Below are 21,616 nucleotides of genomic sequence, written 5' to 3' on the forward strand. Positions count from 1 at the left end.
TTTTGCCCGGATGAATCCGCGGATTCAAATCGGCATGTGGTTCTGGTGGTGAGAAGAATCTGTGCCCGACGGTTGTGAAGCAAGGCAAGGAACCTTTCAGCGAAGGACGGCAGTTTGATGAAGAGGAAGGAAATGTTTGAAAGCGGCAGGGCCGCCGCAGCGGGAATGCTCTTGTGGGTGGGGGCTGTTTGTACGGCTCAGCCCCAGGTCAATCTGACGGTTTACACAGACCGGCCGACGCATTCCATCAGCCCGATGATGTATGGACTGTTTTTTGAAGACATCAATTTCGGGGCGGACGGCGGTTTGTATGAAGAGAAGGTCAAGAACCGCTCGTTCGAGTTTCCCGATGGGATGATGGGCTGGTCGGTACTCCGGCTGGAGGAAGCCCGTGGAGATGCTGCCGTCATTTTGAAGCAGCCTTACAAAGAATCGGATGCCCGTGCTCTGCGAATAACGGTGGACGAGCCCGGAAAAGGGTTCGGCGTATCCAACGAGGGCTTCCGCGGCATTGGTCTTCATCAGGGCCGGGAGTATTATTTTACTGTCTTTGCCCGGGTCCCGAGCGGCGCCTCAATGCCGCTTCGAATTGAGGCCGTATCTCCGTCAGGGGTGAAGGTGCTCGAAGGGACCCTCGAAGTCAAAGGAGCGGACTGGGCGTTTTATCCGATTACCATGAAGGCGGCCGTTACGGAGCCGAAGGCCAGACTGAATGTCCTGGCGATGGCGAAGGGGACAGTCGATTTGGATATGGTGTCGCTGTTTCCCGTCGATACAGCTCGTCAGGCTGACCGTCCGATTCCCGGACTGCGAAAGGATTTGGTTCAGCTGCTGGCGGAGGTTCGGCCGGCTTTTCTGCGGTTTCCGGGCGGATGCATCGTGGAGGGGGCCACGCTGGCGCTTCGCTATCAGTGGAAAAACACCATCGGGGACCTTCGTGACCGCCAGACGCTGATTAATCGGTGGAATACAGAGTTTCGCCATCGTCTGACACCGGATTACTATCAGTCATTCGGGCTGGGGTTTTTTGAGTATTTTCTGCTGTCTGAACAGCTCGGTGCGGAACCGCTTCCGATTCTCAATTGCGGGATGGCCTGTCAATTTAATACAGGGGAGACCTGCGCGGTGGATAAACTGGGGCCGTATGTTCAGGATGCGCTGGATTTGATTGAGTTTGCCAACGGTCCGGCGGACAGCCGGTGGGGGCGGGTGCGGGCTCAAATGGGCCATCCGGAACCGTTCGGTCTCAAATACCTCGGAATCGGCAACGAGCAGTGGGGGCCGCAGTATGTTGAGAGGTACAAGGTTTTTGAAAAGGCCATTCGAGAGAAATATCCGGATATTAAGCTGATTGCCGCCTGCGGCTCGGAGCCGGAGATTTTCCCCAACGGCCCGGCGGAGGTTGCGTATCTGTGGTCGCAGTGGCGCATTTTGAAGCCCGATATTGTCGATGAGCATTTTTATCGGCGTTATCCGCGGTTTTTTGATTTAGTCAGCCATTATGATTCCTACGATCGGCAGGGGCCGAAGATTTTTGTGGGCGAGTATGCCGCGATGTCGCACGGGGTTGCCAGTCCGGAGAACCGCAACAATCTGATTTGTGCCCTGGCGGAGGCGGCGTTTCTGACGGGGCTGGAACGCAACGGCGATGTGGTTGTGATGACGGCGTATGCGCCGCTGACGGCCCATGTGGACGGCTGGCAGTGGAAGCCGAATCTGATTTGGTTTGATAATCTGACGAGCTTTGGGACGCCCAGTTATTATGTGCAGAAGCTGTTCAGCCATTACAAGGGAACGGGCTGGCTGAAAAGCGAGGTGAAATCGGAAGGACCGCAGCGGCTGTATGTATCCGTTACGGAGGATGCGGACGGGCGGGTCTATCTCAAAGCGGTCAATCCGTCCGATCAGCCGATTTCGGCGGATATTCAGCTGCAGGGAGACAAGGTCTTTTCGCCGAAGGCCGAAGCGGTTGTGCTCAGCGGTCGGCCGGAAGAGGAGAATACGATGGAACGTCCGCAGCAGGTTGTTCCGAAAAAACGTGAATTTGACGGCGTCGGCGGCCGATTTGTCTATGAGTTTGCCCCCTATTCCCTGACGGTGCTGACGCTGAAACCATAGTGTGTGTGAAAAGCGTGTGAAGTGTGGAGTGTGTGGTTGGGTTTTTTCAAGCGGTTTGACTCACTTTTTTGGAGGTTGTGGAACGATGAAGACAAAAATGGCGTTTGTATTGCTGATGTCGCTGAGTGCAGCAAGTTTGGGGGCTACGATTGCCTACTGGGATTTTGAGGACGGCATCGTCGGTCAGGCGTTTACACCTTCCGGACAACCCAATGGTTCAGGCGGGTCGAGGGATTTGGTAGCCGGCTATATGATGCGGGGCTGGGACGATTACTGGGGCCCGTCTTGGACGGACCATACACCGACCGGTACAGGGATTGCCATGCGGAATGCCGATTTCCATCAGGACGGTTATTCCTACGATGCCGGGCTTGTGGCGTGGGCTCCGTCCCAGTGGACGATAGAGTGTGCGGTTAAGCTGATTGGCGGGATTGCCGATAACCGATGGCAGACGTTTATCGGTCGTGACGGCAGCGCCGATCCGGGTGTGGATCCGGAATCGATACTGTATCTGCAGAAGACCTGGGACAACTATTTCCGGATTAACTTCCGCACGGCGGACGGTGCTCGCTACATTGCGACCTCAAATTTTACGATGCAGGCGGACAAATGGTACCGGATTGCGGCAACCAGTGACGGAGTAACGCTTCGGCTGTGGGTGAATGATACGCCCAACAGCAGTGCCGGATGGGTCCTGGCTGCTGAGACGGCGATGGGCAGCGGGAATAATGCTCTGGCCCTGATCAACGCAAACTGGACGTTCGGACGCGGCTGGTACAACACCTGGTTTGTGGACCACATCAATGGGTATATGGATGACATTCGGTTTTCGGATGTTGCGCTCAGTCCGAGTGAGTTTCTGGTTCCGGAGCCGGCCACGATGATGCTGCTGGGACTGGGGGCTCTGATGCTGGGACGCAGGCGGTCCTGAAAATATGTGATTGTCTTAAGTTGAGAAACTGTTCTTTGAGCAAAAGGGGTACGTGAAGAAAAGGGCTTTGGAGGGTGTGTCTTCAAGGCCGCAAACCCAAAAGGTTTTTTGTGGAGGTATTGTGTTATGAAACGATTGACGATTTTGGTTTTGGCGGGTCTGCTGGTCTGGCCGGCCTCGGCGGCGCTGCGGCACCGCTACAGTTTTACGTCCGACGCCAGCGACTCTGTGGGCGGGGCGAATGGAACCCTGGTGAACAATCCGGTGATTTCACTCGGGCAAATCCAGTTTTTCGGCGGTACGGATGCAGCGGGTGCCTTTGTGAATCTGCCGGCATCGACGATTGCAGTTAATACGTATCCGGCGCTGACGCTCGAACTGTGGGCGACCCAGACCATCAACAACCCGTTTACGATGACAGCGTCTTTTGGAGATACCTGGCCCAATGGATACGGGCGGGATTATCTGATGTTTGCGACTGGTGCGCACGGCAGCAATCTGGGGTCTCGCGTGGCCATTGCCAATACGCCCAGCAGTTCAGACCCCTGGAATTATGAAACCGGCATAGACGGTCCGGAGTACACAGACGGAAAGGAGTATCACTATGTGATGACCGTTTCGGGTACAACGATTTCGTACTACATCAACGGGGTTTTGATTGGAACGGCGACCGGCGATGATGTTCTGGCGAATATCAGCACGGCGAAGGCCTACTTGGGCAAAGGGGTTTATACAGTGGACCAGACCTGGACGGGTGCGGTCAATGAATATCGAATTTACAACCATGCCTTCGCGCCGACCCAGGTAATCCTGAGCGGTCAGCTGGGGCCGGATCTTTATCAGGACTGTGTCATTTTAAGTATGTCTCCGGCCAACGATACGATTGATGTGCCCTACAATCCTTCAGCGACGTTAAGCTGGACAGTGGACCCGGCAATCAGTGTCCAGCATTTTGAGGTGTTTGTTTCCTCTGATGCAAACCTGATTGACCCGAATTCTGCATTCCAGGGCAATGTGGGCACACCGACGGCCACAACGACCAATCAGTCTGTGTCTATTGCCAATTTGCTCAACCAAACCAAGTATGCCTGGCGTGTGGATACGATTCAGGCCGGTACAGGCACTCGTTTTGTCGGACCGATGTATTTCTTTACAACGGCTCCGGAAGGGCCTGTCTTCACCGTTCACCCGTCGAATGCAGCCGTCTTCCCGGGTCAGACAACGGTGATGACCGCTACCTGTCTGAGCACCGTTCCGGTATCGGTCAAGTGGTTCCGCAATAACAATGAAGTCACGATGGCGGACCCGGATGTGACGATTACACTGACCAATGACGGCGATTATTGGACCTCTACTCTGAGCATTGCCAACACGGAGCTGGCGGATGAAGGCGTCTATTTTGCGCGTGCAACCAGCACAGGCGGCAGCAAGGATTCCAATACAGCGCGTCTGGTGACCAAGCGGATGCTGGTCTACTATCCGTTCAACGGAGATTCCAATGACTATTCCGGCAACGGCAATAACGGAACGGCAACCGGGGATACTTTCAGTTATGGAACAGGCAAAGTCGGCCAGGCCATCTTCCTGTCCGGCGGAACGGCCTATGTGGATATGCCGGATGTGTTTGACAACTTCACCGGCGGACTGACCTTCTCGCTGTGGGCGAATCCGGCGGCGGCCTCCAACTGGGCTCGGTTTATTTCGCTCAACAACGGTCCCAATGCCGACAATATCTTCTTCAGCCGGGTCGGGACGGGCACGACGCTGCGGTTCCATGTGTATCGCGGTGCTACCGGAACAGGCGGTATTCTGGATGCCCCCGGTGTGCTGGAACTGAACAAATGGCAGATGTTTACGGTGACGATGACCGAAACGGGTGCGGCGGTGATTTACAAGGACGGCATTCCGGTGGCCAGCGGAACGGTTCAGACGCCGAATCTGATTGCCCGCACCAACAGCTGGATTGGGCGCAGTGCCTGGACGGGTGACCAGTACTACAACGGCGGTCTGGATGAATTCCGCATTTACAACTATGCCCTGACGGCAGACCAGGTGGCCGACCTGTACGTGGCCGATGCCGGTCCGTACTGCCGGTGGAAACCGACATATGATGTCGACAATGACTGCCAAGTAACACTGTCTGATTTTGCTCTGATTGCTTCGCAGTGGCTCAACTGCGGGATTTATCCGGCCAGTGCCTGCCAGTAAGCGGCAGGATTGTGCCGACTTGGTTTTAGAGAGTTGAGGTTTTTACCGCTCCGGCACGGCTCAAGTCCGTGCCGGAGCGGATTTGTGTATCCTGCGGGGGGAATGAAAACGGATTGTTTCTTGCGATTGGGGGTACTATGAAAATACAAACGTGGGTGGGTTTCCTTCTGGTCTTTGGGATTTTATGGGGCTCGGCCTCGGGTGCGCTTCGGCATCGATACAGTTTTACATCGGATGCCTCGGACAGTATCGGTTCCGCTCACGGGGTTCTGATGAACGGGGCGTATGTATCCGGCGGACAGGTGATTTGTGACGGCAGCGATGATTATGTGGAGCTGCCTGCCGCGACGATTGCCGTCAATACCTATTCAGCGATTACCCTCGAGCTGTGGTCCACCCAGCCGCCGCTCAATCAGGGCTATTCGATGACGGCGGCCTTCGGCGGCCGTTATACAAACGGGTTTGGTCGGGATTATCTGATGCTGTGCACGACCCGGGGCGATGAGGTCTCACGGGCGGCCATCGCCAACACCGAAAGCAGCTCGGCTCCGTGGTCTTATGAGGTCGGCGTCAACGGCCCGGAACTCAATGACGGCCGGGAGCATTACTATGCCCTGACCATCGACGGAACCACACTGGCGTATTATATCGACGGCGTTCTGCAGGGCACGGCGGAGTTAGGGACAACCACCCTCAGCCGGCTGCGCACGACCTATGCCTATCTGGCCCGCAGTCTGTACAATGCCGACCCGTATGTGCAGTGCTCCATCAACGAGTTTCGGATTTGGGATTCGGCCTTGAGCGCCGCCGAAATTGCCCAGCATGCCTCCTGGGGGCCGAATGCCCTCCGTGAGCCGCTGGTTCAGTTTACCGAAAGCGACGGACGGACGGTCCTGTTTACCAGTCAGCCGTCTCGGACCGACAGTTATACGATTCAGCTTCTGGCTGCACCGTCTTCCAATGTGGTCCTCACGGTTCAGCCGCCGGCTTCTCTGACCGTCGGCAGCGGCGGCGGACAGCCGATTGCGCTCACCTTTACTCCTTCCAACTGGAATCAGCCGCAGACGGTGACGGTGGGGATTGCGAATGTCGGACAGTTGGGAACGACTGAACAAATCCTTCATACGGTTTCCAGCAGCGACCCCGCCTATAACGGCGGTCTCTATGAGATTGAGGTTGCTATTTATGAGGATGTCTGCGGGGTCTGGGGATATGTGGAGGCCGACTACAATCTGGATTGCGTTGTGGATTTGGAGGACCTGGCGATTTTGAGCCGCGTCTGGCTGGCAACGGAGCCGCCGCTGGATTTGGAGCTGCTGGCGGGGGACTGGCTGCGGGATACGCTGATGTATCAGGAAGACCTGTACGAGCGGTCGATTCAGATTTCGCCGCAGCCCTTTGCCGTCAATCCTTCCGTTGTCGTCAATACGATTGATGAGAAGGTCTATGGACATTTCCTCGAACATATCTATCATTCCGCCAACGGCGGGCTGTGGGGCGAGCTGGTCTGGAACCGCAGTTTTGAACTGGATGTCTCCAGCGGCGGCGGGCGGTGGTCCATTGAGGGCGATGAACTGGTGCAGTCGTCGCTGGCGACCGATGTCCATATGGAGTTCGGCGACCCGTCCTGGGGCGATTATGAATTGACGCTCGAGGCGAAGAAGGACGGCGGAAATGAGGCCTTTCTCATTCTTTTCCGGGCGTCCAATGCCGACAACTTTTACTGGTGCAATATCGGCGGCTGGAACAACACGCAGCACGCCATTGAAAAAGAAGTCAACGGCGGACGAAGTGTTGTGACCTCCTTTGTGCCCGGCAGCATCACGGCGGGAGTCTGGTATTCCATTCGAATCCGATGTGAAGGCAATCGTTTCCGGGTGTGGCTGAATGACACGCAGCTGTTTGACTATACGGACAGCAGCAGCCCGCACCTGACCGGAATGGTCGGATTGGGAACGTGGGCGACGCAAGCCCGCTATCGAAATATTCAGGTTGTTTCGATTCCGAATTCGACGGTGCTGTTCAGCGGTCTTCCGACCCTGCCGTCCGGACAATTTGCGGCGAAAAACTGGGCATTCTTCGGAAATGGCACGGCCTCCATTGTGTCGGATGCCCTGAACGATGATGCGGCGGTTCGGATTGAGGCATCGGCGGCCGGGGCCGGACTTCAGCAGGACAATTTCAAGTTTGTCCCGCAGCTGTACAGCGGTTCTCTGTGGCTGAAGGGGACCCTGCCGGCCGGGGTTCGGGTGCAGCTGATGAACGGCTCGACTGTGCTCGGGCAGGCGGATTTGCCGGCCCCGACGGGCCAATGGGCGGAGTATCCGTTCCAGATTGCTTCGACGGGTTCGACAAACAGCGGTTCGCTGCGGATTGTGCTGCTGGGGCCGGGGACGGTTACCCTTGACCAGGTGAGCATGATGGGGGCGGATGCGCTGGCGACGGGCGGCTATCGTCCGGACCTGCTGGCGGCCGTGGAGGCGCTGCGTCCGCCGATTATCCGCTGGCCGGGCGGATGTTTTGCTTCGCTGTATTTGTGGAAAGACGGCATCGGCCCGCAGCATCAGCGGCGGAAATACACGGCGTATATGTGGGAAGACCAGGATACGAACTCCTTCGGAACGGATGAGTTTCTGCGGATGTGCGAGCGCATCGGAGCCGAGCCGCTGATCTGCATCAATACCGGGGTTCTGAACAGTGCCTGCGGGGCTCCGGCCCAGTGGAAATTAAGTCCCGATACGCCGGAGACGTATCTGCAGTATGCTCTCGATTGGATGGAATACTGCAACGGGGATGCTCAGACAACGTATTGGGGGGCTGTGCGGGCGGCCAACGGCCATCCGGAGCCGTACAACGTGGTCTATTGGGAAATCGACAACGAAACGTGGGCGGCGGGCTCTGCGGCCTATATTGCCCGGGTTCAGCTCTTTGCACCGGCCATGCGGGCCAAAGCGGCCCAGCTGGGTGTGCCGATTTATCTGATTGCCGTCGGCAGCGGCGGCTATGACCAGAGCTGGAATCAGGCGATTCTGGACAGCTGCGCGCCGCTGATTGATTTTATCAGCGTGCATCATTACGAAGATCCGAGCAACTTTAAATCCGGACCGGTGAATTATGAGAATTATCTGCTCAATCTGGCCAATCGGATCGCCAACTCCGCCAATCCGGACATCAAGATTTACAACTCGGAGTGGAATGCCCAGAGCACGGACTGGCGGACAGGCCTGTATGCCGGCGGGATTCTGAATGTGTATGAGCGGCAGGGGGCCAACTTCAGAATCGGCGGGCCTGCTTTGTTCCTGCGGCATGTATCGGCCGGTGACTGGGACAATGCTTTTATCAACTTTGACCATACCGGCTGGTTTCCGGCTCCCAATTATGTCGTAATGAAGCTGTGGCGCGAGCATTATGCACCGTATCGTGTTCAGACCACCGGACAGGACAGCAATCTGAATGTGGTGAGTGTCCTGTCGGAAGACGGCCAAACACTGATCATTCGCATCGTCAATCCGGACCCGACGGCCAAATCGCTGGCCTTCCAGATTGACGGCTCGTTTGTGCCTCAAACGGCGGTGATGCGTTATGTGGCGCCCGGCAGTCTGCTGGCCCGCAACACGCTGGCGCAGCCGAATGCGGTGCACGTCCAAGCCAAGGTTGTCGGTGTAAGCGGTCAGACCCTTCGCCTGCGGATGCCGGCCTATTCCGCCGGTGTGATTGCCGTCAGCAGGCAGTAAGCCAAACCAATTTCAGTTTGAGAACAAGAGGGGCTTCCTGTGCAAGAGCAGGAAGCCCCTTTTTTATATTAATCCTATCTGTCGATAAAATAGATAGTTGCGTAAATTTCAAAAAAATTCTGCGAACAAAGAAAATCGTTCTTAAATATATGAATATAAATATATTAATATATAGATATGTTTCTGGTTTTGAGGGGAAAGTTTATGGATGCGAAAATCGCTCAAAAAGCGGCGGCGGTTCTGAAGGCGGCGGCTCATCCGATTCGCCTTCAGATTATCGAGGCGCTGGCCCACGAGGAGCTTTGCGTGAACAAGATTATGGAGCGAATCGGCTGTCCGCAGGCCGTGGTCAGCCAGCAGCTGGCCATCCTGCGGGATAAGGATATTCTCGAATGCCGCAGAGAAGGGACCAATGTTTTTTACCGCATAAAAAATAAAAACGTGATTCATCTTCTCCATTGTGTTTATAATCATTGTGAGCCCTAATTCCATCATGGAGGCAAACAAATGAGTCGCAAGGTTGTGATTGTCGGAGGAGTAGCGGGCGGGGCTACGGCGGCGGCACGGCTTCGCCGTCTCGATGAACAAGCCGAAATCATCCTTCTCGAACGTGGACCGTATATTTCCTTTGCCAACTGCGGGCTGCCGTATTATTTGGGGCGAACGATTGCCAATCGCCAGGATTTGCTTCTGCAGACGCCGGAAAGTTTCTCCAAGCGGTATCGTGTTGATGTCCGGGTTCAGCAGGAGGCCGTTCGAATCGAACGGGAAAACAGGCAACTCGAGATTCTGGACCGCCGCACAGGCCGGTCCTACAAAGAATCCTATGATTATTTAATCCTTTCTCCCGGGGCCGAACCGTTCCGACCGCCGATTCCCGGAATCAATTCGAAACGGATTTTTACCCTGCGCACAGTTCCGGATGTGGATGCGATTGATTCGTTTATTCAGTCAAACCGTCCGAAGCGTGCTGTGATTGTCGGCGGAGGATATATCGGACTGGAAATGGCGGAAAATCTTCGTCAGCGCGGACTGCTGACGGCTGTTGTGGAACTGGCCCCCTCGGTTTTGCCCGCCGCCATGGACCCGGAGATGGCGTTCTATCTGCAGGAACACTTGCAGCAGCAGAATGTGGCCTTGTGGCTCAATGACGGCGTTGCGGCTTTTGAGGAAACGGCCGATGCTCTTCGCGTGCGTCTGAAATCCGGGATGCTTTTGCAGTGCGACTTTGCCATTTTATCAGTCGGCGTCAAGCCGGAAGTAAAACTGGCCAAAGAGGCCGGTTTGAAACTGGGGGTTTTGGGGGGAATTGAGGTGTCAGACACCCTGCAAACGAGTGACCCGTCAATTTATGCGATTGGTGATGCAATCGAGGTAAGACATCCGGTTCTTGGCGGAGCGGCTTTGATACCGCTGGCCGGCCCGGCCAACAAGCAGGGACGGATGGCGGCCGACAACATCTGCGGTCTGAATCGCAGGTACGCCGGCTCCATCGGAACCGGTATTTTGAAGGTCTTTGACCTGACGGCGGCGATGACGGGGGCCGCCGAAGCGGCTCTGAAAAAGGCAGGGATAGACTATGAGAAAATCTACCTGCATCCGGCTCATCATGCGGGCTATTATCCTGGAGCCGCTCCTCTGCATATCAAGGTTTTGTTCAGCAGGCCGGACGGGCGGATTTTGGGCGCCCAGATTGTCGGCCGCGAGGGCGTGGATAAGCGGATCGACCTGCTGGCGGTCGCAGTGCAAAAGCGGATGACCGTTTATGACCTGATGGACTTTGAATTGGCGTATGCGCCGCCGTACGGCAGCGGCAAAGACCCCATCAATATGGTCGGGTTTGTCGGGGCCAATGTGCTGGACGGCACAATGCCGCTGGCGCATTTTGAAGACCTGAAAGAGGGGGATTTGGTTCTCGATGTCCGCACGGACGGAGAGTGGAAGCGAGGTCATGTCCCGGGCGCTGTCCATATTCCGCTGGATGAATTGCGGCAGCGTCTGAGCGAGCTGCCCAAAGACCGCACGATTTATCCCTATTGCGGCGTCGGAGTGCGCAGTTATGCCGCCACGCGGATTCTCCTGCAGAATGGTTTTGATGTGCGCAATCTGAGCGGCGGATACCAGACCTGGTGTTCGATTGCCCGCCGGCATCCGGCGGATTCCCAAACAGCCAAGCAGTTAAAAGAAGAGTTTTGTGTTGTCTGATTGGAGAAGCGGAAAGGAGCAGCGATGGAACTGAAGGACAAAATCATTGCTTTTTCGGCGGACCATCCGAAATGGATTACCTGGACGATGGTTCTGTTTACGCTTGCCTGTGCTGTGATGATTCCGATGATTCGGGTGGATACAGACCCGGAGAATATGCTTTCTTCGGATGAACCGGTTCGGGTTTTTCACAATCAGACCAAACAGCGGTTTGACTTAAGCGACATTGTGGTACTGGGGGTCATCAATGAAACACATCCGGCCGGGGTGTTTAATGCGGCCACGCTGAACCGTGTGTATGAACTGACGGAATTTGCCCGGACGCTGCGGTGGGAGGACCCGAAAAATCCCGGCAAACAGGTCGGTGTGGTGGAAGTGGACATCATTGCTCCTTCGCTGATAGACCACATCGAAGGGGGCGGCGGGATGGTGCGGTTTGAATGGCTGATGCCGCAGCCGCCGAAGACGGACCAGGAAGCGCTGGAAATCCGCGAGAAGGTGATGTCCAATCAGCTCCTTCGCGGCACAATGGTCTCCGAGGACGGCAAGGCGCTGATGCTGCTTTTGCCGCTGACGGACAAACACCTCAGTTATCGCGTCTATTCGGCCCTGAATAAGAAGATTGCGCAGCTGCGCGGAACCGAATCGTATCATATTACCGGTCTGCCGGTGGCGGAGGATACGTTCGGGGTGGAGATGTTCATTCAGATGGCGGTCTCTGCACCGCTGGCGATGGTGACGATTTTTCTTCTGATGCTGCTGTTCTTCCGCAAACTGGTGCTGATTCTGTCGCCGATGATAATCGCGATGGTGTCGGTGATTACGACGATGGGGCTTCTCATCGGGTTCGGGTATCCGGTTCATATTATGAGCTCGATGATTCCCATCTTTCTGATGCCGATAGCGGTGGTCGATTCCGTGCATATTTTGTCGGAGTTTTTTGACCGCTATACCCAAGAAAAAGGCCGCCGACAGACCATTTTGGAAGTGATGCATGTTCTGTTTGTACCGATGCTGTACACCTCGCTGACCTCGGCGGCGGGATTTCTGTCGCTGGCTTTGACGCCGATTCCGCCGGTGCAGGTATTCGGCGTGTTTGTGTCGGTCGGGATTATGATTGCCTGGGTCTTTACCGTGACGTTTGTACCGGCTTATGTGATGCTGCTTCCGGAGCGAACCCTGGCGAATTTCGGTCTGGCGGTGCATCAGGAAGAGGCCCAGACGTGGCTGACGCGGCTTTTGGCCCGGACCGGACGAATGACTGTGCGGCAGGCCAAGCCGATTCTGGCGGTGCTGGTGCTGCTGTCAGCAGGGGCCGTGTACGGCATTACACAGATTGTCATCAACGACAATCCGGTCAAATGGTTCTCCAAACGTCATCCGATACGGCAGGCCGATATCGCCCTGAATGAACATTTCGGCGGCACGTATATGGCTTATCTGGTGCTTCGAAGTCCGGATGAACATCCGGCCCAGGCGGACTTTGTTCAGGAAGTCCAGGAGCGGCTCCGGCAGCTTGCGGAGCACCGCAAAGATGAAGAGCCGTCCATTGAAAAAGCCGCGGTGTCGGCTGGGAACAAACTGCAGGAACTGGCGGCCAACGGTTCAACGGCAACAGCCCTGATGGAAGAGATGATTCGCTTTGCTCAGACCCGAATGGAGCAGGCCTCGGACCAGGATTTTTACGGCTGGCAGGAACTGGAGGCCTTTTTCGGGGTGGAGCGGGAGCGGCTTCGGCCGTTCAAACGGCCGGAGGTTCTGGTCTGGATGAAAGGGCTCCAAACCCATCTGGAGAAGGCCGGCCTGGTCGGCAAGAGCAATTCGATTGCGGATATTGTGATGAAGGTCAATCAGGAACTGGTGGACGGCCGACCGGAAAGTTTCCGGGTTCCGGAGAAAGTCGAACAGGTCGCCGAATGTCTGATTCAGTACCAGAACAGCCATCGTCCGCAGGATTTGTGGCACATGGTCACGCAGGAGATGACCGAAGCGGTTATCTGGATGCAGCTGACCAGCGGCGACAACCGGGATATGGAGCGGGTGGTACGGGCGGTGGAGGAATACTGGAAGAACAGTCCGCCGCCGATTGCGCTGGAGCATCAGTGGGCGGGGCTGACGTATATCAATATCATCTGGCAGAACAAGATGGTCTGGGGAATGCTCCAGTCGTTCCTCGGGAGCTTTCTGGTGGTCTTTATTATGATGGCGATTCTGTTCCGTTCCGTGCTGTGGGGTCTGATTTGTATGATTCCGCTGACCATCACGATAGTGATGATATACGGTCTGATCGGCTGGCTGGGCAAGGATTATGATATGCCTGTGGCGGTGCTCAGCGCCCTGACGCTCGGGATGGCGGTGGATTTTGCCATTCATTTTCTCGAACGGGCGCGGGAGCATTACCGAAAGGTTGGGTCGTGGGAGAAAGTGTCCGAAGAAATGTTCGGCGAACCGGCCCGGGCCATTACCCGCAATGTGCTGGTGATTGCCATCGGCTTTCTGCCGCTGCTGGCGGCTCCGCTGGTGCCGTATAAGACCGTGGGCATCTTTCTGTGTGCGATTATGGCTCTCTCGGGTGTGGTGACGCTGCTGGTGCTGCCGGCTTTGCTGAAAATCGGCGAAAAAGTCCTGTTCCGCCCGGTTGCTCAGCCGGTCGGTCCGGCCTGCAACTGCGGATTCTGTCTGATTCTTTCGATTTCAACGGTGGTCTTGATCGCTCTGAATGTGCACCAATACTGGCAGGTCGGGGTCGGAAAACTCACCTGGATCAGTCTGGGCCTGATTCCGCTGCTGGCTCTGACCTGCGGGCTTCTGTCCCGCCGGCAGGCCTGCCGGATGAGTGAACCGAAAAATGCTGTTTCTTCTGAAGAAGGGAGGTAAAATATGACGGTGGAACGAATGCTGCGCGGGATTGCAGGGTTTTTTGTCCTGCTGAGTGTCGGGCTGGCGGTTGTGCACAGCCTGTACTGGCTCTGGTTTACGGCCTTTGTGGGAGCCAATCTCCTGCAGTCGGCCATTACCAATTGGTGTCCGATGATGACCTTCCTGCGAAAACTTGGAATTCGAGGATAGAAAGGAGAATGCGATGAAAGCACTCGTATGTTGGCTGACGGTTCTGCTGACGGCCGGTTTGGCGGTTTTGCCGGCGGCGGCTCAGGAAGCAGAGGCGGTCCCTTCCGTCGATGAGATTGTTCAGCGGGCTAACCATATGGCCTATTATCAGGGGCTGGACGGCAAGAGCACCGTATCGATGAAGATTACCGACAAAAACGGCAATGTCCGCACCCGGGAGTTTATCATCCTGCGCAAAAACGGCGACGGCGGCAATCAGAAATATTTCGTGTATTTCCTGCAGCCGCCGGATGTGCGGAGGATGGTCTTTATGGTGCACAAGTTTGCCGCTCTCAACAAAGATGATGACCGCTGGCTTTACCTGCCCTCGCTGGACCTGGTTAACCGCATCGCCGCCTCGGATAAGCGAACCAGCTTCGTCGGCTCTGATTTTCTCTACGAAGACGTTTCCGGACGCAGTCTGGAGGAAGATGTCCACGAGCTGGCTCAGGTGACCGAGGAGCGGTTTCTTATTAAGAATACGCCGAAAAATCCGGCCTCTGTCGAGTTTTCCTACTTCACGGTGGAAATCGACCGCAAGACCTATATGCCGATGAAGATGGAATATTTCGACAAAAGCGGTACTCTGTACCGGGTCATCGAGGCCAAAAAGGTTGAGCCGATTTCCGCCAAAGAAGGTGACCGGCAGGTGGAGTATCTGACGGTGACTGAATCGGTCGTCAAAGACCTCAAAACCGGCAGCACGACGGAAATGAAGTTCAGCAATGTTCAGTATAATCTGGGCCTGAATGACGATTTGTTTACGGAACGCTATCTGCGGCGTCCGCCGCGGGAGGCGATGCGATGAAAACAATTTCGGGAGGATGTGCAGCGGCAGTCTTGCTCTGGACAATTGCGGCGGCAAACGGCGAAGAAGTACAGAAACAGTCGTTTTGGAGTCAATGGGCTCCGCCGGAGGTGCACGGCTTCTGGGAGGCCCGCGGCGGCTATCGCCTGCAGAATGACCGCTATCAGAAGGATATGTCCGTGATGGAAACCCGCTTCCAGCTGGATTTGTTTACTTATAGCGACTGGGCGGAGTTTAAATACAAAGGCGATGTCTTTGGGGACTGGGTTCAGGAAAAGGGCCGCTACCAGACACGTGAGACGTGGATGTTTTTCCGTCCGAGCGACTGGATGGATGTCAAAGTGGGCCGCCAGGTCCTCACCTGGGGCACAGGGGATATGCTGTTTATCAACGACCTGTTTCCTAAAGACTGGGAGTCCTTCTTTATCGGGCGCGATGTGGAATACCTGAAAGCCCCTTCCGATGCGGTCAAAGTGAGCTTCTTCCATGATTGGGCGAATCTGGATATCGTTTATACACCCCAGTTTGACAGTGATCGGTTCATCCGAGGCGAGGGAATCTCATACTGGAATTCGACTCTTGGAAGAACGGCCGGGGAGGATGTGCACATTCATACTGACAAGCCCGACCGCTGGTTCCGGGATGATGAAGTTGCCCTGCGGTTGTACAAAAACATCAATAATTACGAGTTTGCCTTGTACGGCTATCACGGGTTCTGGAAAAGTCCTGCCGGGCAGAATGCGGCCGGTCTGGCCACGTTTCCGGATTTGAATGTGTACGGTGCCAGCGTCCGCGGCCAGGTCGGCAAAGGCATCGGGAATGCGGAAATCGGCTATTATCAGTCGCGTGATGATGAAAACGGCGATGACCCGATGACGGCCAACTCTGAGATGCGGTATCTGCTCGGCTATACGCAGGAAATCGGCACGGATTTCACGGCCGGACTGCAGTATTATGTGGAGCAAATGCTCGATTATGACGCCTACAAACAGTCGCCGGGGATGACGCGGGATGAGTTTCGCCATGTTCTGACGCTGCGGCTGACGAAACTGCTGATGAACCAGAACCTGACGCTTTCTTTCTTTGGGTATTATTCGCCCTCCGACAAGGATGCCTATCTGCGGCCGAATGTGCACTACAAAGCCAGCGACCGCTGGTCAATGGAAATGGGGTCCAATATCTTTTTCGGCGACTATCGAAACACCTTTTTCGGGCAGTTTCGAGACAACACAAATCTTTATGCAGCAATTCGTTATAGTTTTTAGAGGTGTGAAGTACCCCTGTCGGGGTTTCAATGGGCTGAGCGGTGAACCTTTCTTTTTTTTCAAAGAAATGTTATAATAGAGAAAGAAAAGAAGAGGTTGTTTGTGGAGGTGATTTAGCGGGAATTGGAAAAAATCAGAGAGCATATCAAGGTCCAGCAGGAACGCGCCATTCTTGTCGGGGCCTATCCAAAGGATAAAAACGGTCAAAAGAAAAATGATAATTTGGCGGAATTGACGGCCTTGGCGGAGAGTGCCGGGGCGATCGTCGTAGGCCGTCTGCAGCAGCGGCTCAGCCGCATCAATCCCTCAACCTATATCGGAAAAGGCAAAGCCGAATACCTTTCCCAAAAGGTCCAGGAAACCCAGGCCAATCTGGTTATCTTTGACAACGACCTGACACCCGGGCAGATTCGGGAGCTCGAAAAAATCGTCAAAGTGCGGGTTCTGGACCGCAGTGAACTGATTCTGGATATCTTCGCCACACGGGCACAGACCAAACAGGCGAAGCTTCAGGTGGAACTGGCCCAGCTCGAATACACCTATCCCCGTCTGACGCGGATGTGGAGCCATCTGGATAACGTGGCCGGCGCGGGGGGCGGTACGGCGGCCGGTGCGGTCGGCGGCATCGGCACACGCGGTACCGGCGAAAAGCAGCTCGAAATCGACCGCCGACTCGTCAGCAAACGCATTACAGAGCTCAGGCGGGAACTGGCCGAGATTGACCGGCGGATTCTGCGGGAAATCGCCGGCCGAAAAGACTTTTTCAAGATTTGCCTGGTGGGCTATACCAATGCGGGCAAGAGCACCCTTCTGAATGCTTTGACGGGGGCTGATGTGCTCGTGGAGGACCGACTTTTCGCGACGCTGGATACCCGCACCCGCAAGTGGCGGATTGACGGCGGTCTGGAGGTGCTTTTGAGCGATACCGTCGGGTTTGTCAGCAAACTGCCGCATCATTTGGTTGCATCCTTTAAGGCCACACTCGAAGAGGCCGTCCACGCCGACCTGCTGCTTCACGTGGCGGATGCCTCCAGCCCCGAGGCCTTTGAACAGATTCGCAGTGTCCAGACTGTTTTGGAGGAAATCGGCTGCGGCGGCAAACCGGTTCTGCTGCTGCTGAACAAGTGCGACCGAATCGCCGACGGAGGGCTGTTTGATTCTCTTCAGTCGGTTTATCCGGATGCCCTGTGCATTTCGGCCCGCTCCGGCCTGAATCTGGATTTGCTGGCGCAGCGGGTTCTGGATTATGTCAAAGGACAGAATATCTATATCCGCCTGCGCTGCGGGGCGTCCGAAGGCAAAATCATTGCTTTTCTGCGGACGCATGCGGCGGGGCTGAAAGAATCCTACGACGAGCAGGGGGTGCTTCTGGAAGGGTGGCTGGGCCGTAATCAGCTGCCTCATCTGCGTCATTTGGGAGCCCAACCCGAAGAAATCTGCCTCTGAGCGGTCCGTTAAACCAGGGAACATTTCTTGCCAAACACCGTTTTGTATGCTTTACTGTCGGTATGTTTCGACAGGTAACAATAATCGGCGATGGTGCGATGGGGACCGTCTGCGGGATGCTGCTGTGCCGCAACGGGGTCCGGACAACGCTGTGGGGGTATGATGCCGCCCAGCTGGCTCAATTTGAGAAAGCGCGGGAAAACACCCGCTTTCTGCCCGGTTATCGGCTGCCGGAGGATTTGCGGCTGGAGCCGGATGACGCCAAGGCGATGGTTGGAGCCCAGCTGCTGGTGTCGGCGATTCCCTGTCAGTATGTTCGCTCCGTTTGGAGCCGCCTGAAACCGTTTGTACCGCCGAAGGTCCCGATTGTCAGCGTGACCAAAGGGCTGGAAAACGGGACGCTGCTTCGCCCGTCGGAGATTTTGGCCGATGTTCTTGGAGCTGACCGAACCTTTGCCGCCCTGTCAGGACCGACGATTGCGGAGGAATTGATGCGGGGGCTTCCGGCCACCGCGACGGCGGCCTGTGAAGACTTGCCTTTGGCCGAGGCGATTCAAAAGACGTTCTCGACTCCCTTTTTCCGGGTTTATACCAACAGTGATTTGAAGGGGGTTGAGCTGGCCGGAGCGATGAAAAATGTGATTGCGATTGCCGCCGGCGGAATTGACGGCATCGGGGCGGGAGACAATGCCAAGGCCGCCCTGATTACACGGGGGCTGGCGGAAATCAAGCGGCTGGGCGTGGCCATGGGGGCGCAGGAGAGCACCTTTGCGGGCTTGAGCGGCCTGGGCGATTTGGTGACTACCTGCATATCCCCCAAAGGGCGCAACCGCACCTTCGGGGAGCGAATCGGACGGGGGATGACCGCGGCGGAGGCCCTGGCCCAGACGGCGGGTGTTGTCGAAGGGGTGACGACCTGCCGTTCGGTGGTGGACCTGGCGGCCAAGTGGGGGGTTGAGATGCCGATTTCCGAGGCAGTCCTGGCTGTTGTGTCCGGCCGGATGACGGCTAAGGAGGCCATTTCATCTTTGATGGGCCGTTCTCTGAAGGCGGAGTGAGTGCTGCAAAAACAATATTCTATGTCTGGTACATCCCTTTTTGTCCTCTCTCTTTATAGGACCTGAACAAGCCGACGCTCTTTCCTTTCGAAAACTCCTCTTGGGTTTTGGCTTTGAAAAAAGAAAAGAGGGTTTTCGGGAAAAAAATATCTCCCTTCTGCAAAGAAAAACTGCGTGATTTTATCGGACGAACTCCCGTGCAGAGTGTCGGTTCTGCTTTGGCGAGACTGAAAAGCGGAAGATTATGTACACTTTAAATGCGCCGGCGTTGCTGTCAGCGATAACCCTTTCAGACCGTGCTAATGTTGAAGGGGATTCCTGACGACGAAAGAGCAGACAAATTGTCTTTCGATGGTGTTATCCGGACGGCTTGGGTGGTGAAGCGGATAGAGTGTCAAGAGGCCATGTGCCAGGGAACGGAATATGTTCGGTAAGAAGTACGGTCCAATCGGAGTGGATTTAGGCAGCGGCCATCTGCGGGCAGTCCAGCTCGGGCAGAACGGACAGGGTCTGTTTCTTCAGGCCGGAGGGATTAAAACGAAACCCGAGGAAATCAAGTTCGGCACACCGGACTGGCAGCGGTGGGCGCTGGAGGCCCTGCGGGAAATCATTCGCGAAAATTCCTTCAAGGGAGTCAAGGTGATGACGGCCCTGCCTTCTGATGATTTGTTTATTGATCAGGTTCGCGTTCCGCGGTCTTCGTCTGCGGCGGCGATTGAACAGGCGGCTTTTGCCAAAGTTCAGGGCAAGCTCCCGTTTAAGCCGGAAGAGGGGCTGCTGAAATATATTCCGGCCGAACATCCGGAAGCCCGGGGTTCGGAAGTAGAGGTGGTGGTGATGGGGGCGGGCCGGCTGGCGCTGGAAGTGCATCTGGCGATTTATGAGAAGGCGGGCCTGGAGGTGGCGGGGATAATTCCGTGGCCGCTGGCAATGGTAACCAGCTATGCCCGGTTTTTCTGCCGCCGCCGGAATGAACAGGACCGTGTTTCCATGCTGATGTCAGTCGGCACGCATCACTGCAATGTGGTGATTTGCCGGGGCACGGCACTTCTGTTTGCGCGGGTGGTCCCTATCGGATTCAGCGAACTGAGCGGGGAAGGGGATTTGATGCACCGGCTGATTGCCGAGCTGGATGCCTGTGCCCGCTATTATCAAACGATGCCGTCGGCCGCCCCGATCGAGCGGCTGGTGTTTCTGGCCGGCAGCGGGGTCAGCCGGGCGATGTGCGACGGGGTGGCGCAGCTGGCCCAGCGAATGCAGATTGCCGCACAGGTCGGCGATGTCCTTTCGGCGATTCGGCTGGACCCGGTGGAGCAGAAAATGATGATCGACCGGCGCAATTCCAAGGTGGACTGGTCTCTGGCCTTCGGGCTGAGCCTGCAGGGTGTGAAAGGATAGAGAATTCAACCGTTTTGAATGACGGAGAATCAAAATGGCAACGATCAATTTTGTTCCGGATGATTACATTCAGCAGCGGCAGTCCAGCCGTGCGAATTCGCTGTATCTGATTCTGCTGGTGGCGGTTCTGTGCGGAATCGGAGCCACGTTTTCCGTGCTGAAAATGCGGCAGCGTTCGGTTCAGGCCGAGCTGAATGAACTGAGCCGCCAGCTCAGTCAGGCCAAAGAGCAAATCGCCAAACTGGAGGAGTTAAAGAGCAAAAACAAGACGCGGCTGAATGTGATGATGATGACGGCTTCGCTGATTGAGCCGGTGCCGCGAAGCATTCTGCTGGCCTGTCTGACCAATAACCTGCCGGGCGGGGTGTCTCTGACGGCTCTGGATATGAAAGAACGGGAACGCCCCAAAACACCGACGCCGGCATCTGCGGCGCCCAAAGCCGGCACGGCGCAGAAGCCGACGGCTTCCGTCAAACCGGGTCCGGCGACCGCCAATGCCGCGTCTTCCGTGCCTGCCGCTCCTCCGGAACCGGAGGTGACGCTGACCATTGAAGGGCTGGCGCCCAGCGATATTGAAGTGGCCAACTATATTGCCAATCTCAGTGAGGCGGTCCTCTTTGATCAGGTTCAGCTGGTTCAGAGCCAGGAGCGGGATGTGGAGGGAATCAAGTTTCGGGAGTTTCGTCTGACGGCGCGGATTCGTCCGGACCTGAAGCTGACCCGAAAGGATATTGAGGAAATCCGCAAAAAGCGCGACCAAACCATCTGACGGAAAGGAAAGTCCGATGAACAGCGGAATTCGGCATATTGTCTTTTTTATGATGATTGTTGCGATGGTGTACGTTTCGTACGCCTATATGATTCGCCCGGCGAATGAGCATCTGACGCAGCAGCGGATGCAGATGGAGGCCGGGCGGGCGAAACTGGAGGAGCTCCGGAGGGCCACGGCGGCCTCGGAGGACCTCTCCGTTCAGCTGGAGCAGATGGAGAAGATTATCCGGGAGTTCGAGAGCAAGCTGCCGCCCAGCAGCGAGATTCATACCGTGCTTGAAAATGTGACCCTGATCGCCCAGCGGCACGGACTGGTGCCCAAGATGATTCGCACCCTCAAGACCACGACCAACAGCGGCTATATCGAACAGCCGATGGAGATGGAGCTGCACGGCGATTTCAATTCATATTATGCGTTTCTGCTGGAACTGGAGCGGCTGGACCGCATTACGAAAATCCGTCAGCTCGAGCTGAAAAAGAAATCGAAATATGAGGGCCAGACGGAAGCCAAGTTTATTATGAGCATCTTTTTCCAGAATTCGAAAGCGTAACGGGCCGTTTTGGGC

General features: G+C 55.9%; 15 protein-coding genes. All 15 read left to right on the plus strand.

All coding sequences use genetic code 11. The features are described 5' to 3' along the window. Positions 1-117: 117 nt before the first annotated feature. The gene (locus tag WHS88_06820) at positions 118-2,118 is read left to right on the plus strand and encodes an alpha-L-arabinofuranosidase C-terminal domain-containing protein (protein MEJ5259883.1); all 2,001 of its coding nucleotides are present in this window, start codon (positions 118-120) and stop codon (positions 2,116-2,118) included. An 85-nt stretch (positions 2,119-2,203) separates the two neighbouring features. After that, positions 2,204-3,049, plus strand: coding sequence for a LamG-like jellyroll fold domain-containing protein (locus WHS88_06825; GenBank protein MEJ5259884.1), 846 nt, complete (start codon positions 2,204-2,206; stop codon positions 3,047-3,049). 126 nt (positions 3,050-3,175) lie between these two features. Then, entirely contained in the window at positions 3,176-5,257 is a 2,082-nt protein-coding gene (locus tag WHS88_06830; protein ID MEJ5259885.1) for a LamG-like jellyroll fold domain-containing protein, read from the plus strand. 137 nt (positions 5,258-5,394) lie between these two features. Continuing rightward, on the plus strand, positions 5,395-8,991 hold the full coding sequence (locus WHS88_06835; GenBank protein ID MEJ5259886.1) for a LamG-like jellyroll fold domain-containing protein: 3,597 nt from the start codon (positions 5,395-5,397) through the stop codon (positions 8,989-8,991). 204 nt (positions 8,992-9,195) lie between these two features. After that, positions 9,196-9,477, plus strand: a complete 282-nt coding sequence (locus tag WHS88_06840) for a metalloregulator ArsR/SmtB family transcription factor (GenBank protein MEJ5259887.1) — start codon at positions 9,196-9,198, stop codon at positions 9,475-9,477. A gap of 21 nt (positions 9,478-9,498) precedes the next feature. Beyond that, the gene (locus WHS88_06845; GenBank protein MEJ5259888.1) at positions 9,499-11,196 is read left to right on the plus strand and encodes an FAD-dependent oxidoreductase; all 1,698 of its coding nucleotides are present in this window, start codon (positions 9,499-9,501) and stop codon (positions 11,194-11,196) included. A gap of 24 nt (positions 11,197-11,220) precedes the next feature. Further along, on the plus strand, positions 11,221-14,073 hold the full coding sequence (locus tag WHS88_06850) for an MMPL family transporter (protein ID MEJ5259889.1): 2,853 nt from the start codon (positions 11,221-11,223) through the stop codon (positions 14,071-14,073). Positions 14,074-14,076: 3 nt separating this feature from the next. Continuing rightward, positions 14,077-14,265 (plus strand): DUF2892 domain-containing protein, encoded by a 189-nt coding sequence (locus tag WHS88_06855; GenBank protein MEJ5259890.1) that lies wholly within the window; start codon positions 14,077-14,079, stop codon positions 14,263-14,265. A 13-nt stretch (positions 14,266-14,278) separates the two neighbouring features. Further along, positions 14,279-15,112, plus strand: coding sequence for an outer membrane lipoprotein-sorting protein (locus WHS88_06860; protein MEJ5259891.1), 834 nt, complete (start codon positions 14,279-14,281; stop codon positions 15,110-15,112). Further along, positions 15,109-16,377 (plus strand): hypothetical protein, encoded by a 1,269-nt coding sequence (locus tag WHS88_06865; GenBank protein ID MEJ5259892.1) that lies wholly within the window; start codon positions 15,109-15,111, stop codon positions 16,375-16,377. The genes WHS88_06860 and WHS88_06865 overlap by 4 nt, the downstream gene beginning before the upstream one ends. A gap of 123 nt (positions 16,378-16,500) precedes the next feature. Continuing rightward, positions 16,501-17,823: a GTPase HflX gene (gene hflX, locus WHS88_06870; GenBank protein MEJ5259893.1), complete on the plus strand. Its 1,323-nt coding sequence runs from the start codon at positions 16,501-16,503 to the stop codon at positions 17,821-17,823. Positions 17,824-17,885: 62 nt separating this feature from the next. Next, positions 17,886-18,881, plus strand: a complete 996-nt coding sequence (locus WHS88_06875; GenBank protein MEJ5259894.1) for an NAD(P)H-dependent glycerol-3-phosphate dehydrogenase — start codon at positions 17,886-17,888, stop codon at positions 18,879-18,881. 423 nt (positions 18,882-19,304) lie between these two features. Continuing rightward, the gene (gene pilM / locus WHS88_06880; protein ID MEJ5259895.1) at positions 19,305-20,279 is read left to right on the plus strand and encodes a pilus assembly protein PilM; all 975 of its coding nucleotides are present in this window, start codon (positions 19,305-19,307) and stop codon (positions 20,277-20,279) included. Positions 20,280-20,313: 34 nt separating this feature from the next. Further along, the gene (locus WHS88_06885; GenBank protein ID MEJ5259896.1) at positions 20,314-21,048 is read left to right on the plus strand and encodes a PilN domain-containing protein; all 735 of its coding nucleotides are present in this window, start codon (positions 20,314-20,316) and stop codon (positions 21,046-21,048) included. A gap of 16 nt (positions 21,049-21,064) precedes the next feature. Further along, entirely contained in the window at positions 21,065-21,601 is a 537-nt protein-coding gene (gene pilO, locus WHS88_06890) for a type 4a pilus biogenesis protein PilO (protein ID MEJ5259897.1), read from the plus strand. Positions 21,602-21,616 lie beyond the last annotated feature (15 nt).

The organism is Anaerohalosphaeraceae bacterium (assembly GCA_037479115.1).
Classification (GTDB): Bacteria; Planctomycetota; Phycisphaerae; order Sedimentisphaerales; family Anaerohalosphaeraceae; genus JAHDQI01.